This window comes from Adhaeribacter sp. (genome assembly GCF_057359045.1).
Window position 1 is genome coordinate 1 of the sequence record NZ_JBMQUD010000066.1, and the last position, 16,257, is coordinate 16,257.

General features: G+C 43.2%; 15 protein-coding genes. 9 read left to right on the forward strand and 6 right to left on the reverse strand.

The features are described from left to right. From ACO1R6_RS10515 to ACO1R6_RS10530, 4 genes are all read left to right on the forward strand, one after another. On the forward strand, nt 1–649 hold a 649-nt coding region (locus ACO1R6_RS10515; protein WP_486264547.1), incomplete at its 5' end, for a hypothetical protein. Between the two features lie 203 nt (nt 650–852). Continuing rightward, nucleotides 853–2,784 carry a sialate O-acetylesterase gene (locus ACO1R6_RS10520; RefSeq protein ID WP_486264549.1) on the forward strand — a complete coding sequence of 644 codons (1,932 nt, stop codon included), beginning with the start codon at nt 853–855 and terminating at the stop codon, nt 2,782–2,784. Nucleotides 2,785–2,870: 86 nt separating this feature from the next. Next, complete coding sequence (locus ACO1R6_RS10525) at nt 2,871–3,164, forward strand: YciI family protein (RefSeq protein WP_486264551.1); 294 nt, start codon at nt 2,871–2,873, stop codon at nt 3,162–3,164. 99 nt (nt 3,165–3,263) lie between these two features. Then, nucleotides 3,264–3,716 carry a GNAT family N-acetyltransferase gene (locus ACO1R6_RS10530; RefSeq protein ID WP_486264552.1) on the forward strand — a complete coding sequence of 151 codons (453 nt, stop codon included), beginning with the start codon at nt 3,264–3,266 and terminating at the stop codon, nt 3,714–3,716. An 82-nt stretch (nt 3,717–3,798) separates the two neighbouring features. Here the strand turns inward: ACO1R6_RS10530 and ACO1R6_RS10535 are convergent, their stop codons facing one another. The 5 genes from ACO1R6_RS10535 to ACO1R6_RS10555 form a co-directional block, all read right to left on the reverse strand. Beyond that, on the reverse strand, nt 3,799–4,476 hold the full coding sequence (locus tag ACO1R6_RS10535; protein ID WP_486264554.1) for a ClpP family protease: 678 nt from the start codon (nt 4,474–4,476) through the stop codon (nt 3,799–3,801). Nucleotides 4,477–4,839: 363 nt separating this feature from the next. Then, a complete protein-coding gene (locus ACO1R6_RS10540; protein ID WP_486264555.1) occupies nt 4,840–5,061 on the reverse strand; it encodes a hypothetical protein in 222 nt (73 codons plus the stop codon). A 70-nt stretch (nt 5,062–5,131) separates the two neighbouring features. After that, nucleotides 5,132–5,698: an RNA polymerase sigma factor gene (locus ACO1R6_RS10545; RefSeq protein WP_486264557.1), complete on the reverse strand. Its 567-nt coding sequence runs from the start codon at nt 5,696–5,698 to the stop codon at nt 5,132–5,134. A gap of 131 nt (nt 5,699–5,829) precedes the next feature. Further along, nucleotides 5,830–6,651 carry a DUF4249 domain-containing protein gene (locus ACO1R6_RS10550; protein ID WP_486264559.1) on the reverse strand — a complete coding sequence of 274 codons (822 nt, stop codon included), beginning with the start codon at nt 6,649–6,651 and terminating at the stop codon, nt 5,830–5,832. Next, nucleotides 6,651–9,014 carry a TonB-dependent receptor gene (locus tag ACO1R6_RS10555; protein ID WP_486264560.1) on the reverse strand — a complete coding sequence of 788 codons (2,364 nt, stop codon included), beginning with the start codon at nt 9,012–9,014 and terminating at the stop codon, nt 6,651–6,653. Before ACO1R6_RS10555 ends, ACO1R6_RS10550 begins: the two co-directional genes overlap by 1 nt. A gap of 332 nt (nt 9,015–9,346) precedes the next feature. Here ACO1R6_RS10555 and ACO1R6_RS10560 point away from each other — a divergent pair, with 332 nt between their 5' ends. The 5 genes from ACO1R6_RS10560 to ACO1R6_RS10580 all read left to right on the forward strand — a co-directional run bounded on the left by ACO1R6_RS10560 (nt 9,347) and on the right by ACO1R6_RS10580 (nt 14,233). Then, entirely contained in the window at nt 9,347–10,900 is a 1,554-nt protein-coding gene (locus tag ACO1R6_RS10560; RefSeq protein ID WP_486264561.1) for a bifunctional metallophosphatase/5'-nucleotidase, read from the forward strand. Between the two features lie 74 nt (nt 10,901–10,974). Further along, complete coding sequence (locus ACO1R6_RS10565; protein WP_486264562.1) at nt 10,975–11,586, forward strand: immunity protein Imm33 domain-containing protein; 612 nt, start codon at nt 10,975–10,977, stop codon at nt 11,584–11,586. 72 nt (nt 11,587–11,658) lie between these two features. Next, nucleotides 11,659–12,381 (forward strand): hypothetical protein, encoded by a 723-nt coding sequence (locus ACO1R6_RS10570; protein ID WP_486264564.1) that lies wholly within the window; start codon nt 11,659–11,661, stop codon nt 12,379–12,381. 566 nt (nt 12,382–12,947) lie between these two features. Continuing rightward, nucleotides 12,948–13,268, forward strand: coding sequence for an ArsR/SmtB family transcription factor (locus ACO1R6_RS10575; protein ID WP_486264566.1), 321 nt, complete (start codon nt 12,948–12,950; stop codon nt 13,266–13,268). Continuing rightward, nucleotides 13,265–14,233 carry an SRPBCC domain-containing protein gene (locus tag ACO1R6_RS10580; protein WP_486264568.1) on the forward strand — a complete coding sequence of 323 codons (969 nt, stop codon included), beginning with the start codon at nt 13,265–13,267 and terminating at the stop codon, nt 14,231–14,233. The genes ACO1R6_RS10575 and ACO1R6_RS10580 overlap by 4 nt, the downstream gene beginning before the upstream one ends. 108 nt (nt 14,234–14,341) lie before the next feature. Here the strand turns inward: ACO1R6_RS10580 and ACO1R6_RS10585 are convergent, their stop codons facing one another. Next, a complete protein-coding gene (locus ACO1R6_RS10585; protein WP_486264570.1) occupies nt 14,342–15,958 on the reverse strand; it encodes a beta-N-acetylhexosaminidase in 1,617 nt (538 codons plus the stop codon). Nucleotides 15,959–16,257: the final 299 nt, after the last annotated feature.

The window sequence follows — 16,257 nt, forward strand, 5'->3', positions numbered from 1 at the left end:
CAATGCCCAAAGTTTTACCAGTAAGCTAGATACTAGTAATTACTATAACTTTATGGTGCACTTCAACAAGAATTCTAATGGATTTGTTTATACATCTAGTATAGGAGAGGCCAAATCTTCTGTAAATGTTAAATTAAAAGGAAGAACTATGACTACTGCTTGGCTTAGAGAAGATGAAGTAGTTCCGGTTATTATAGAAGAACTTAAAAAAGCCGGATATAATAATCTAAATAGTTATTCCTTATTTAAGACTAATGCAGGGCAACATTTAGTACTGTCGGTATATTCTTATAACCCCAAGTTTGGTATTCTTTATATCGAAGGGCATATGGCAAAACCTGCTAAAGAACATAGGAAAGAAAAGAACTATACCAGACTTAACCAGGATTATGATTATAGCTTACGGGAGGAAACAGAAGCTGGTAAAGCTAATTTTATTAAAATAGATAAATTACCAAATAATATTTTTGTTCTCTCCGAGAATGTTTATTGGTACCAAATGACTGAGAATCCTGACGATAACAGAATATTGTTTTCTAAAGAAAAGGTTATTGAAATACTACGACAAGATATACAAGCCACGTTATCTTTAACCCCAAAGCCAATAAAATCAAATCCTGAAATTTTTATAATAAAAGAAAAAAATTAAACTGTGCCATAACAAGGTTTTTCGTGCAAATTATTTAATCATATCTCTCCGGATGGGAGTAAGTACAACCATATCTATTGGCCAATTACTGCCGCGTATAAATTTATAACATAATGCAATAATTTACAACCTACCCCTAATACAACGGGTTTAAAATTAACACCAGAATAAAACTTTAAACTCCGCATATTTTAGCTTACTAAATGAATAAATTTAAAGCATTCTTTTTCTTAATATTTTTTTTGCCGGCAACGTGTGCTTTCTGTGAGGTTAAGTTACCGCGCCTGATTAGCGATGGCATGGTTTTGCAAAGAGGCACCATTACTAAAATCTGGGGCTGGGCCCAACCCGACGAAAAAGTTACGGTAACGTTTAATCAAAAAAAATACAATGCGGTTACTGGTCCAGATAAAACCTGGGTGGTTAGCTTGCCTCCGCAACCAGCAGGCGGGCCATTTAACCTGACCGTTGCCGGTAGCAATACCATTACTATAACAAATATTCTTTTCGGGGATGTGTGGGTGTGCAGCGGCCAGTCTAACATGGAGTTGCCCATGGAAAGGGTAGGCGATAAATACGCCGCTATTATTGCGCAGGCCAATAACCCGTATATCCGGCAATTTGAGGTGCCAGACCGGTATAATTTTAAAGCACCTAACCCCGATGTAGAAACCGGCAAGTGGCTGCAGGTAAATCCAAAAGATATTTTAAAGTTCTCGGCGGTAGCTTACTTTTTTGCCCACGATTTATATACCCAGTACAAAGTACCCATCGGGCTCATTAATTCGGCGCTGGGCGGTTCGCCGGCCGAAGCCTGGATCAGCGAACCGGCTATTAAGAAATTTCCGTCGCTTTATGCCGAAGCCCAAAGGTTTAAAAACCCTGACCTGATAAACCAGATTGAAAACACCAACAAAGAAGTAAATAATAAATGGTTTGGGCTTTTAAATCAAACCGATATCGGCTTAAAACAAAATTGGTACAGTCCGTTGTTAAACGATGCAGCGTGGCCTCAGACAGAAATGCCCGGCTATTGGGCCGATAATGCTTTGGGCCTGGTAAATGGGGCGGTGTGGTTCCGGAAAGAAATAAATGTGCCCCCGCACTTGGTAGGTAAACCGGCCAAATTGCTCCTGGGCAGAATTGTAGATGCCGATTCGGTATTCATTAACGGTAAATTTGTAGGCACCACAGGTTACCAGTATCCACCTCGCAAATATGTGTTTCCGGCAGCTATTTTAAAAGCCGGTATAAATGAAATTTCCGTCCGGGTTATTAACCAATCGGGGCGGGGCGGCTTTGTGCCGGATAAACCGTATAAACTGGTAATTGGCACTGATTCGCTGGACCTGACTGGAACCTGGAAATACAAATTAGGCGCTAAAATGGAACCGATGGCGCCCCAGGTTTTTGTTCGCTGGAAACCCACCGGTTTGTTTAATGCCATGATTGCTCCCTTGCTAAATTACGGCATAAAAGGTGTTATCTGGTACCAGGGCGAATCTAACACCGATAACCCTGGTAATTATAACGCTTTAATGCAAACCTTAATTCAGGATTGGCGGGCACACTGGCAGCAAAGCAAACTACCTTTTATTTACGTGCAGCTTGCCAATTTTATGGAACCCCAAAAGCAACCCACCGAAAGCAACTGGGCGGCATTAAGGCAAGCGCAATTCAATTTATTGGCTGTACCCAATACCGCTATGGCCGTGGCCATTGATGCCGGCGAATGGAACGATATTCATCCGTTAAATAAACAAGTAGTAGGTAAACGCTTAGCCCTTAGTGCCCGGAACCTGGTTTATGGAGATAAAAAAGTTGTGTCGTCGGGGCCTATTTACAGAACAATGAAGCGCGAGGGAAATAAACTGATACTCACGTTTGCGCATACCGGCAGCGGATTGATAGCCCGGAACCAGCCAGAATTAAAATATTTTGCCGTTGCGGGCCCCGATAAAAAATACGTGTGGGCCAAGGCCAAAATAACAGGCAATCAGGTAGTGGTGTGGCACGACACTATTGCTAAACCCGTAGCGGTTAGGTACGCCTGGGCCGATAATCCGGTTGGGGCCAACCTGTACAACAAAGAGCAGTTACCCGCATCGCCTTTTGAGGCGCAACTAAAAGAGTAAAGCAACGGGCTTAAGATTTAGTAGAGAAGGAGTGAAGCTGTTTGTTGCGGCAATCTAGGTTAGTTTTTAATTTAAAAATATACACCATGAAACACTTTTTGTACAAATTAATACCGCCCCGGCCTACCTTTAACCTGGATATGGATGAACACGAAAAAGCCACCATGCAGCAACACATGCAATATTGGGCCGATTTATTTGCGAACAGGAAAGCGATTGTGTACGGACCGGTGCTCGACCCCAAAGGTGTTTTTGGGCTGGCTGTAATGGAAGTAGCATCTGAAGAAGAAGCAAACCAAATAGCCACCAACGATCCGGCCGTTAGTTCTAAAATTAATACCTTTGAGTTAACACCTATGCTGGTCGGTTTGGTCAGGTAACTATTTGTAATGCCGGCCAGGCACAAACTAGTTATGCTTTTGAATACAACAATATAATTTGGGGGTAAGTCTTAGTTTCTTACAAAACCGTTAAATAAAATGTCTGTTCAAATCAAAAAACTCGATTCGCAGGATCTGGCACAGTTTAAAGATTTAATCTGGTTGTTTGAAGATGTTTTCGAAATGGAAAATTTTGCAATACCCGACGATACGCACCTGCAGATATTATTGAATAATACAGACTTTTTTGTTTTTGTAGCCCTGCTGGAAAATAAAGTAGTGGGCGGATTAACAGCTTACACCTTACACCAGTATTACGCCACCAAGCCATTGGTATATGTCTTTGACTTGGCCGTTAAAACCCAATGGCAGCGGCAAGGCATAGGCAAAATATTAATGCAAAGCATTACCGAATATTGCCAAAAGATTGGGGTAGAAGAAGTATTTGTGCAAGCCGACGAAGTAGATGATTACGCCGTTCAGTTTTACAAAGGTACCGGGGCAACGCCCGAAAAAGTCGTGCATTTTTATTATCCTTTAAACCTTAGGTAATTTATTTTGGTAAGAACAACCCGCACCAGCCAGTTTACCGGTGCAGGTTGTATTTTATTTAAGAATGATAAATGCGTTTGTGTTACCGCACCAAAACCTCATCAATTAAACCGTAGGCTTTGGCTTCTTCGGCCCGTAACCAATAATCGCGGTCGGAGTTATCGTGTATTTCCTGGTAGCTTTTGCCGCTGTGGTGAGCAATAATTTCGTAAAGCTCTTTTTTAAGTTTTAAGATTTCGCGGGTGGTAATTTCAATGTCGGAGGCCTGGCCCTGTGCCCCACCCAATGGCTGGTGAATCATGACACGGGCGTGGGGCAAAGCCGAGCGTTTATTTTGAGCGCCGCCGCAAAGTAAAACCGCGCCCATCGATAAGGCTACGCCGGTACAGATAGTGGCCACATCGGGCTTAATAAATTGCATGGTATCGTAAATACCCAAGCCAGCATACACTGAGCCACCCGGACTGTTGATATACAATAAAATATCCTTCTTCGGGTCGGCCGATTCCAGGAAAAGCAACTGCGCCACAATAATATTCGCAATATTATCGTCGATGGCGGTGCCCAGAAAAACAATCCGGTCGGCCATTAACCGCGAAAAAACATCTACTTCCCGGAAATTTACCGGCCGTTCCTCAATAACCGAACGGGTCATGTTTTCTACGTGAGAGATATATTTATCTACGGCCAAGCCGTTTTGGTACCGGCCGTGCACCGCAAATCGCCGGAAATCCTGGGTATTATATTGAGAAGTATACATATATTTCAAGGTTATTTTTGATTTTAAAAGACATAGCTATTCCTGACCGCCCCAAACGGCCGGTTTACTATTTACAGCAGGAATATTTTAAAGGAAGAAAAAGAAGATAAACGGAATTTGTTTTGTACTAAAAATTTACGCTGATGCAGGTTACGAATAAAACTTGTTTAGAATATTAAAATTGTCATTAATGTTTGCTCTTCTACCTGTTCTTATGGCAAGTGGCCCGGTAAACGTTAAAAGGTTGGCGGTAATAACACTACCCATGGCGGCTGTTATTCTATTTGGGAAAACTTCCACTCGCGCCAGCTCTATATATTTAATAGAATTGCCACTAGCCCGTTTTTATTTGTACCCGATTATTTAAGCCGGAAACAACCGGTTATGAATAGCTTTTAATTCTTCCCTTAACTGTTGCCGACCGGCAACCTGTAAGGCTTCGTAAGCCAATTGCTGTAAGCTTATTTTTTGTGCGTAAGCCTGATCCCAGAGCAGCCGTATTGCTACATCCTGCTGTTCTGCGGGAGATAAAGTACCGGTTAGGTAAGCTTCCAGAGTTTTTATTTCGGCTAAGGCGGGGCGCATACGTTTTAGTTTAGATTAAATAATTTATTTCTTGGCAAAGCACTCGGCGTATTCTGGTTTATAGCGCTTTTTACCGGAAATCCTGAGGCGTAAAAGTGGCCAGCGAATTCCGGAGCCGCTCCAGGCATTTAAATTTCTGCACGGTGGCGGTATGCACATTGCGATATTGGTGTTGCGCGGCAATTTGCGGCATTGGGTTTTGCTGATAGTAAAAAGATACTAAAATATCCTGGCACTTTTTACCTAACTGGGCCACAAAATCAAGCAGGTTAAGGCTGGCGGTAGTGGGTTCGGTTATGGGCTCTTCCCAGGTATTGGCCAGTTCGGCGGGAATATTCCGGGTGCGACGGTTACGTTTTTCGAGCTCCTGCCGCCATTTGTTTTTACAAACGCTCATCAAATAAGTGGTAACGGCCGCCGTTAAAGTAAGTTCATCCCGGATAATTTTCTCGTAAAATAATATAATGGCTTCCTGCAATAAATCCTGGGCATCTTCAGGGGTGCCGTTATGCTGCTTTACATAGTGCAGTACCATGGGGTAAGTTTGGGCGTATAGTTGCGTTAGGGTTTTTTCCCGGTCAGTTATAAAAGCTTGGCGCCAATCGGTAGCCATTACCGGGCTTTCTAAAGTCTGCATAGGCTTTTTTTATGATTAATCCGGTTCTTACTTAATTATCACCTCAACTTTAAATAATTTTTTAAATAATATTCTTTTTTGCCGTGTGTCCGATAAATGAAGGCAATACAGCTTAATTATACGGCGGTGTTTTAGTTTAGAATAATCTTTCGGCGGTCGTATACGAGGGAGGTAAATACACCGTAGCCGCCCTTTACCGTAGAAGTTAAGCTGGCCGGTTGGGCAAAAGGGTTGCCGTTGGCATCGCGGGCATTTTCTACGGAGTTAAAAAAATCGTAATAAGGTTTTTCCAGGTGAAACAATGAAACAATAACGGTATCGCCTTTTTCAAAATCATAACCGGTGCCAAAAGCCCCGGCTTTGCCGTCGTTCAAAATATCATCGGCGGTATAGTCGGTTTCGGCTCTTTTGTTTGCGGCATTCCGTTGCACACTAAAAAAGTAATAATTTTTAATGTTGGCAGGGTCGGAGTACTTGGCTACCAGAAAAGCTTTGCCGCGGTCATTGTAGCGGTATTCTACGGTATCGAGCTTTACAACGGGTAAAATAGTGGTCGTGCCGGTTAATTGGCGGCCTTGTTTATCGGTTATTTCTAAAGTATAGGTATCGCCGGCCCGGCCCCGCACGCGGGTGTTAGATGAGTGGGTATAATATTTCCGGGTATTACTATCGTAATGCGGGTCGTAACGCAAAGTGTCGCGGCGGCCATTGTAAATAATAACCACGGTGGCATCTTTTACCAGCGGCAATTCGGGTGGAGCCAGGTAACTGCTGCTTTCGGTAAGAGTAAGGCGGTACGGTTGGCCTACTTCCAGGTAACACTCGGCCACTAACTGGGGCGCAACTACGGGCAAATCTACCTCAAAATCTTTTTCCATGTTGCAAGCCAGCGGCAACAGGGCTAAGCCCAACAGCAGGCTAAAAATACTATATTTATAGTTGGGTAAACGCATTAGAATTTAAAGTTATAAGTAACAGAAGGTATTACCGGGAATAAAGAAACCTGGCGGCCGCGGAAACCAATGGTTGTGCGGTCGTCATCGGCCTTCACTTGCTCAAAATATACAAAATATGGGTTGCGCCGGTTATACAGGTTATACACGCTAAAACTCAGGTCCGATTCGCCGCGTTTGGGCCGCAGTTTGTACACCAAACCTAGATCCAGGCGGTGGTAAGCGGCTTGCCGGTACGCATTGCGTTCGGTGTAAATAGGTACAAATGTTTCGTTATTGCCGGTTTGGCCTTGTAAAATAATCCGTGAAACCGGTACCGAAAAAGCATTACCGGTGCCATATACCCAGGTGCCGGTCAGGTGCAGGCGCGGGCGCAACTGGTGCAAAGCCACTACACTTATGTCGTGTCGGCGGTCGTAGCGATTAGGAAACCAGCGACCTTCGTTAATATCAGAGAATTGCCGGTAAGTCCAGGAGAGCGTGTAACCCACCCAGCCAGTGGTGCGGCCTTCTTTTTTCTCGAAATATAATTCGTTGCCGTAACTGCGGCCCCGGCCAAATAAAAATTCTTCGTCGAGGTTATTGTTTACAAAAAGCTGGGCACCGTTCCGGAAATCAATCTGGTTTAGCATCCATTTGTAATACACCTCATTGGTAATTAAATATTTACCGCGGCCCAATAAATGGCTTAAACCCAGGGCTACCTGGTGCGACCGCTGGGGCCGCACAGTATTGTTAGATGGGTACCAGATATCGGTTGGCAGCGAAGCCCCGGAATTAGAAACCAGGTGTATGTACTGCATCATGCGGGTGTAGCTGCCCTTTAAAGAGGTATTTTCAGATAAGGCATATCGAGCCGATAAGCGCGGTTCCAGACCGGTAAAGTTGCTTTTACCATTGGTAAAGCCCGAGAATCGTACGCCGTAGTTTAAAGTAAAATTAGGGCTGGGGTTAAAGTCATCGGTGGCATATACGCCGTACTCTATACCGGTATAGGCCGAGCCCGAATTAAAAGCAATGCTGTTGTCTTCGGAGCCGGCTTTAAGCCGACCCACGTTAAAGGTATGGTGTACCGCCTGAACCCCAAATTTAAAGGCGTGCGCATTGCCGGGTACATAATCAAAATCGGTTTTAAAACTTAAATCTTTAATGTTGGAGTTTAAGTTAAAACTAAAATCCTGGATGCTGTTGGTAATATTGTAATTGTAGCTGGATGCAGTAAAAACAGTATTAGCGAATAATTTAGGATTAAAAATATGGTTCCACCGCAGGGTACCGGCTTTGTTGCCCCAGTTAAAATCAAAATTAAAACCGCTGTTCCGGAAGCCAATTAAATCGTTGCCCAGGTAGCCACTGAGGTAAATACGGTCGTTTTCGCCGAGGTCGTAATTTAATTTAGCGTTGAGGTCGTAAAAATAATAGCCCGGAATAGGGTTGTAGTCAGGGTCGTTTTCGTTTACTTTGTTCAGGAGCCGGGTAAAAACATCTACGTAGGTGCGGCGGCCCGAAATAATAAAAGAGCCTTTGTTTTTCTTCAGAGGGCCTTCTAAGGTCAGGCGCGAGGCGATTAAACCCAAGCCGCCGCTGGCCGCAAATTTTTTGTTGTTGCCTTCTTTTAGCTTTACATCTACCACCGACGACAACCGCCCGCCAAATTGGGCCGGAAAGCCACCTTTGTACAAATCTACGCTGCGCACGGCATCGGAATTAAAAATGCTGAAAAAGCCAAACAAGTGCGAGGCGTTGTAAACGGTGGCTTCGTCGAGGAGAAATAAATTCTGGTCGGGGCCGCCGCCGCGTACGTACAAACCGGCACTGCCTTCGCCGCCCGATTGCACGCCGGGTTTTAGTTGCAAGGTTTTCAGAATATCTACTTCGCCAAACAGCGCCGGCAATAATTTAGCTTCCCGTACGGTTAATTGCTCTACGCTCATCTGGGTACTTTTTAATTTTTCTTCCAGGCTGCTGGCATTAATTAAAACTTCGCCGAGTTCCTGGGCACCCGCCGGTAAATCAATATTTAATTTTTGGTTGCTGTTTATGGTTACCTGGCGGCTTAGTGTTTGGTAGCCCACGTAAGAGAAAATAACCGTGTAAGTACCCGGCGCGACCGACAAGCTGTAAAAACCATAGGTGTTGGTGTTGGTACCCGCTTGTGCCTCCGGAATTTGCACCGAAACGCCAATCAGGTTTTCGCCGCTATCGCCGGCCCGTACCGTGCCGCTTAAAGTTACCTTGGCCTGGGCAAAGGCGGTATTTTGTTTAGATAAGCCTAACCATAAGAAGATAAAAAGTAAAAGAAACAGGCGTACCGGGTAAAGGATTGGCATCGGGTAGGAGAATGGGCGTATAAGTGTATCCAAAAGTAAAGTTTTTTAGGAATAACGCCCACAGGTGCATTATGTTTTAAGCGATGTTAGAAGATATAATGGGCTTAGTTATAATGCTATTAAGGTTTGCAACAACAAAAATCTATTAGCAGGCTCTTGATAACCGGTAATAACCCCTATTCTGAGGTTGGGCAGGATTGGCAACTTGTAACTAATAGCGAATTTACGCCACTGGTGCTTGCCGAATCAGCAACAGGTAATATTTTAAACCATGCAATAGGCCCATAATATATTTAGCTTAGTTTTAACTTTAAAACAGCATTTTACTTATTGGGTTTAACAGTTAAACCTGCTAAATTAAGGGTATGAAATATTTAATCCGGTGTGCTGTTATCGGCTTGCTGCTGGGTACCGTTACTTGTAAAACTGTACCAAATGCTACCCAAACCGCCCCCGACGATGGCCGGATAGAAGTAGCTTTTTTGCAGATAAATGATGTGTACGAGATTGAGCCTTTAGCAGCCGGCAAAGAAGGCGGCCTGGCCCGGGTAGCTACTTTAAAAAAGGAATATTTACGGCAAAATCCGAATACCTTTTTAATAATGGCCGGCGATTTTTTAAGCCCTTCGGTGTATAACAGTTTGCCCTACGCAGGCAAGCCCATCCGGGGTAAGCAAATGGTGGAGGGCCTGAATGCCGCCGGATTGGATTTGGCCGTTTTTGGTAACCATGAATTTGACATTAAAGAAAATGAATTGCAAGAACGCCTAAACGAATCGGCTTTTAAGTGGGTTGCTTCTAATGTTTTTCATCGGGTAAACGGACAAACGATACCTTTTGCCAGAACGGCCGGTGCGCAAACCAGTTCTTTCCCTAAATCCTTAATCTTAACCTGTAAAGATGCCGATGGTACTACCGCTAAAATTGGCATTATAGGCCTGACCTTGCCGTTTAACAAAGCCAGTTACGTAACCTACACCGATGCCCTGACCACGGCAAAAGACTTATACAACGGTTTAAAAGATTCGGTAGATGCCATAGTAGCCATTACCCACCAAACCATCCGGGAAGATTTAATTTTAGCTCGTGAATTACCCGGTTTAGCAGCTATTCTGGGCGGCCACGAACACGATATGCGCCTCGAAAAAGTAGGCAACGTATTTATTACCAAAGCCCACGCCAATGCCAAATCGGCGTATGCCGTAACGCTAAACCTGGATAAAAAAGAAAAGAAAGTTGTTGCCCGGCCAGAGTTAAAATACCTGAACGAAGCCGTAGCCCTGGATAGTGCCACCACCCAGGTGGTACACAAATGGACCCGCATTGCCGATAATACTTACCAGGCCCTGGGTTTTGATGCCCAAAAAATATTGCTTACCCAAACCGAACCCCTGGATGGACGGGAAAGCCAGGTAAGAAGGCAACCTACTAATTTAACCAGGTTAATTGTTGCAGCGGTAGCCGAAGCTGCGCCGCTTGCCGAGGTGGTTTTGGTAAACGCTGGTTCTATTCGGGTAGATGATATTTTGCCGGCCCCGGTTACACAGTACGATATTCTCCGAACTTTACCTTTTGGCGGGGGCATTAAAGAAGTAATACTAAAAGGCAGCTTACTCGAAAAAACATTGACCCAAGGCCGGAAGAATGCCGGTAACGGTGGCTTTCTGCTTTACAACGAAACGGTAAGTTTTGATGCTGCCAGCAATACCTGGCGCATCCAAAACCAGCCTCTGGCTATAAATAAAACGTACCGGGTAGCCCTTACCGATTTTTTATTTACCGGCCAGGAAGCTAACCTGGGTTTTCTTAATCCAAAGAACCCCGAAGTTCTTAAAATATTACCCACAAATACGGTGCTGCCCAACCCCCAAGCCGATATCAGACTGGCGGTAGTTAAATATTTGGAAAAGAGAAAATAAGTGGGTTTTAGTTAGCTTACATTTATAAATGAGTTGTTAGTCATACAAAGAAATATCCTGTTGAAAATAAAAGAATGGCAAAATCCTATTATCTAGAAGATATTACTGAAAAACAAAAAGAGAATCCCAGAAGATTTTTAGCTCCAACTCCTGAAGAATTAGATAATTTGAAAGAAGGAGATTTTGTCAGACTAATATATGTGCTCAATGTTCAGAATAATGACAACTGTAGAGATGAAAGAATGTGGGTTGAAATTTTAGAAATAAACAATGAAATATGCAAGGGCTATTTAACTAATCAACCAGTTTATATTAATGACCTTAATATTGGAGACATTGTCAATTTCAATAAAGGTCACATTGCATCTATTCTAATTAAACCTCCATTTGATGAGAATTTAAAAGCTATTATTTCACTCGAAGCGATTAAAAAGAAAGAAATAAATTGGATTTTACGCGGAAACATAAGCAACGAACAAGATAGCGGCTGGCAATTATTCCATGGAAACGAAGAAGATGATTATATAAATAACCCAGAAAACCTTACAATTATTACCTTGGACGAGGCTCTACAAATAGAACCTAAACTTGAAAATGTTTTCTCCTCAAACGGAAATGCTTTTGAGTGGAACGAAGAACAAATGGATTTCGCAGAAGTTTTTGATTATAGCACACCAGAAGAATAAATACGTCACACAACACAAGCAAAAGCACACTAAAGCGTGCCTTAGCCGCGGCCCGTTGGCAATACTGCAATTATGATAACAGACCGAAAAGTAAAAAGCGAAGCAAAGTCTTGGGCAATTGCAGGCCTGATGATTTCCTGGGCGACTTTTTGGATGTTCCTGCTTTCGCCATTGGGATTCATCGCATGGCTTGCTATCTTAATTTATTTGATTGTTAAGAAATCTAGTTTAAAATGGTATATAATTTTTTCTGCTTGGCTCTTTGTTCCTAGTTGTAACTTCTTGACGGGGTCTGCCAGCTATTTCGCTGGGACAGCTTTACTACAGGGAATAGGTGGGCCAAAGACTTACCATGGCATCGACAGAGAGACTCGTGTGGCCTCAACATCTTCTGGTTGCATTTTTGTAGGTTTTGAGCCATTCGTCTTTCCTGCTAATAATGCAGCAGTCAGATTTTGGACAAACGTGTTCGGTTACCAAAGAGGCGCCTATGCTGGAAATTTCCCAACAGAGGACGAAGCCATAGAACTAATAAAAGGTGCTGCAATAATTGATGTAAAACAACAGGGTGGTTATTATGAATTTGCTGTACCAGAAGCAGTTGTTCGTCTAGATACATCTGACTTTTACAGATATGATTATCAAGGAGGTTTAGGTAAAGTAGTAGGAAAAACGCTGGGCAAAGAATGCTTTCTTTTTAAACGACTTGATTCAACAGACAATGGCAATAAAGCAACTTACCTAGTGGACATAGAGAATAAAAAACTTTTAACCCGGTACTTTGATAACTATTAGAAAGAGGCGCCATTGCTAACATATTTGTAAGGAAAAATATTAGAAAAAATAAATGATAAAGCTTAAGTATACACTTAGTATTATATTATTATTTGTTAGTGGTAGTTTATATGCTGCGGTAGAGTATGGCGATATAGGCCTAAGCCTCATATATATACTCCTTTTCTTTATTTTCTTTACATTAATAGTGGTTTTTGCCTCAACCTTACGGTTTATTAAAGTAATAAATGCTAGTAATAAGTCTCCTCAATTTACTTTAATGGGTACCATATTTTATTTCTGTATACTGCTTTTAGCAATTTATCCTTGGCTTTATGTTTTTTCAAAAAATGCTGGGCTTTTTGGAGGTATAGGATTAGTAGTTTTTATAGCTAATTCCTTCTTTTATTTTAATTCTAAAAGGCAGAAGTGTTTATAGGACATAATAGATATAGTTGCGGCCCGTTAAACCAAGCACCTTATCTCCCTGGAAATAAGTAATTCATAAAAAAACGGAAATAAATTTGCGCAACTAATTAATTGCGCGTATAATTGCTACCGAATGGTTGCATATAATATTACTTACCATGAGACGAGATGTTTTCCAGGCAATAGCCGACCCAACCCGACGGGCCATTTTATGTTTGCTGGCCGTGCAAACCATGACCCCCAATGCACTTGCCGAACATTTCGACAGTAGCCGGCAGGCAGTATCTAAACACATTCAGATTCTGGCCGAGTGTGAGCTGGTGGAGCAGGAGCAGCAAGGGCGAGAAATTTACTACCACTTAAACCCTGATAAAATGCAGGAAATTGAAAAGTGGCTGCAACAGTTCAAAGGCTTATTAGAAAAACGCTTTAACCAATTAGATGAAGTATTAAACAACCTAAAAAAGCAAAAAAAATGAGAGATGTCCTGTTAATGAACTTTGCGGTAGACAAAGCCAACAAAAAAATTATGGTAGAACGGGAGTTCGATGCGCCACTTCCGCTGGTGTGGTCGGCTTGGACCGAAAGCCAACTGCTGGACCAATGGTGGGCGCCCAAGCCCTGGCAAACCAAAACCAAATCGATGGACTTTACCGAGGGCGGCTGTTGGTTGTACGCCATGGTGGGGCCCGAAGGAGAAGAACACTGGTGCCGTGCCGACTACAAAAGCATACAACCCCAGAAAAGCTTTTCAGGACTGGATGGTTTTTGCGACGAGAACGGAAATATCGACCATAGTATGCCCCGCTCGTTGTGGGAAAACGAATTTACCCCAACCGACGACACCACCGTTGTGAACATTGCCATAAGCTTCGAAAAGCTGGAAGATTTAGAAACCGTAATGCAGATGGGCTTTAAAGAAGGCTTTACCGCCGGCCTGGAAAATCTGGATCATTATTTAAGTACCCAGTTTAAACTGCGGCAGCAAAATAAAACCAGTAATAAGGCACGGGTAAGCACTTATTTAAATTTTCCGGGCAATACCGAAGAGGCTTTAAATTTTTATCAGAAGGTATTTAACGGCAAATTTACCGGTAACGGGCTGCAGCGGTTCGGCGACCTGCAAATGCCGGCCGATGCGCCGCCCATAAGCGATACAAATAAAAATCTAATTATTCACGCCGAACTCACCATTATGAACGGACATGTACTGATGGCCACTGATGTGCCGGAAAGCATGGGTTTTAAAGTAGAGCCCGGCAACAACATGCACATTAATCTGGAACCCGAAACCAGGGAAGAAACCGAAAGGCTATATAAAGCCCTGGCCGAAGGCGGCGAAGTATCAATGCCGCTGCAGGATATGTTTTGGGGGGCTTACTACGCCGCCTTAAAAGATAAATACGGCATTAACTGGATGCTCAACCATCAGAATATAAATTAAGCTTTTAAGGCAGCAGCCCTTAGCCAAGCTTTCATGCCTAACGATAAATGAAAGCTTGGCTAAGGACTTTTACAATTAACTTAAAACCCATTGGCTTTAAAACAGGCTTTATTCAATCGCTTTGTTCTCGAAAATATCGACAATTTCGGGGCGGGAGTTTGGTTGCAGTGGGTTGTAATACTGTAAACCCGCTTGCTGATATAGTTTAAAATGGCCTGCCATGCGGCCTTTAAACGCATCAAAATTCTTCTTTTCCGGGGTAGTCCAGGTGGCTTCGGCCAAAGCGCTTATCCGGGGAAAGAGCATGTATTCTAGCCGCGCTTCAGACGCAATGGTTTCGGTCCAGAGGGCGCCCTGAAAGCCTAATATTTGTTTTCTATTTTTTTCGGTAATAATGCTCGGGTAGGAGTTTAAAGAAAAAGCATAAAGCTTTTCCAGGGAGCTGTAATCGCCTTGCCATTTCCGGCCCGACAGGTGGTTGGCATCCTGCACAAAATCGAAATAAAACGGAATGCGGGGGCACATAACCACTTGGTAGCCTTTGGCTAAAGCCGTTTTTAACTGATCGGGCAAATTATGGCGCCACCAAAAAATAATGGTGTTTTCTACCGGTAAATCGGCGGGTACTACTTCGTCCCAGGCCAATATTTTGCTGTTAATGCGGGCCAGCGAATCGGCCATTCTTTTAATAAAATAAAACTCCACGGCTTTTAAATCGGGCAGTTTTTTCGTTTGCATAAGCTGCTGCACGTGGGTGTCGGTTTTCCATTTTTCGTTGCCAAAATGTACTTCATCGCCGCCTAAATGTATTTTTTTGCCCGGAAAAAGCACGTCAGTTTCCCGCAATATTTTGGTTAAGTAGCTGTAGGTGTCTTCTTTGCCCGGGTTAAAAGTAAAATCGGGATAACGGGCCGAGCCACCGCCGCTAAACTCGGGGTAAGCTTTGTTGGCCGCAGCGGCATGCCCTGGCATATCAATCTCCGGAATTACTTCTATAAAACGCTCGGCGGCATAAGCTACTATTTCTTTTATATCTTCCTGGGTGTAATAAGTAGCGGCTGCATTAGGGTTAGAGTGGTTGCCCACGCCCCCTACTAAGTTTAACCGGGGGTAACCCTTTATTTCGAGGCGCCAGCCGGGGGCATCGGTTAAGTGCCAATGAAACCGGTTAAGCTTATAAAAAGCCATCCAGTCTAATAATGTTTTCACGGTTTCTTTGCCAAAAAAGTGCCTTGACTCATCCAGCATTAATCCGCGCCACGCCAGCGCCGGGGCATCGGTAATTTTGCAGCCGGCCAGCACCACAGTATTCTCCTTCAACGGCGTTTGCTTTATCAGTTGCAACAACGATATGGCCCCATTAAAAGCACCGTGCGCCTGGGCCGCGTTTATTTCTATTTTTTCTGCCGCAATAGTAAGTTGGTAAGCCTCAGGCTGTGCCTGCTTGCTTTTGGCAACTTGTAATATTATTTGCGGACCAGCTTGTTTTTTAGGCAGAATAGCCAGGGTTTGTCCGGTTTGCTTTAATATTTCTTTCTGTAAAAAATAAGCTACCGGTTGTAAAGTAGGGTCGGCGAGTACAATGGCAGTTTGGTTGGTGAGCCGGAAAGTACTGTTGGTCTGCTGATAGCTTTGGGGCAGCGGAATAATAGGGCATTTTTCCTGCGCCGCAGCGGTATGGGTAATGAATAAAAAGAGTAATGCACCAAATAATAATTTTTTCATAAACTTAATGCCAGATGAGGAAATTTTTATTAAACTATTAACAACCAGGTATCAAATAAAAGCTTTTTCTGCCGCGCGCATAGCTAATAACTGATTTTAAGGCTTTCTTGAAACTTGAAATGCGTGTTCGTGCACATAAACATAGAGATATTTTGTATATTTTCCTGGTTTATTTAGCTGAAATATTACCCCAAACTTTTTCTGCGGAGGAATTGCGCAGGCGGAAATTCTGGATTCATTAGAAGCCCGCCGCTTGAATTGAAAGCCCCAGCCTTGTAATTTAAATTAAATTTAGTTGC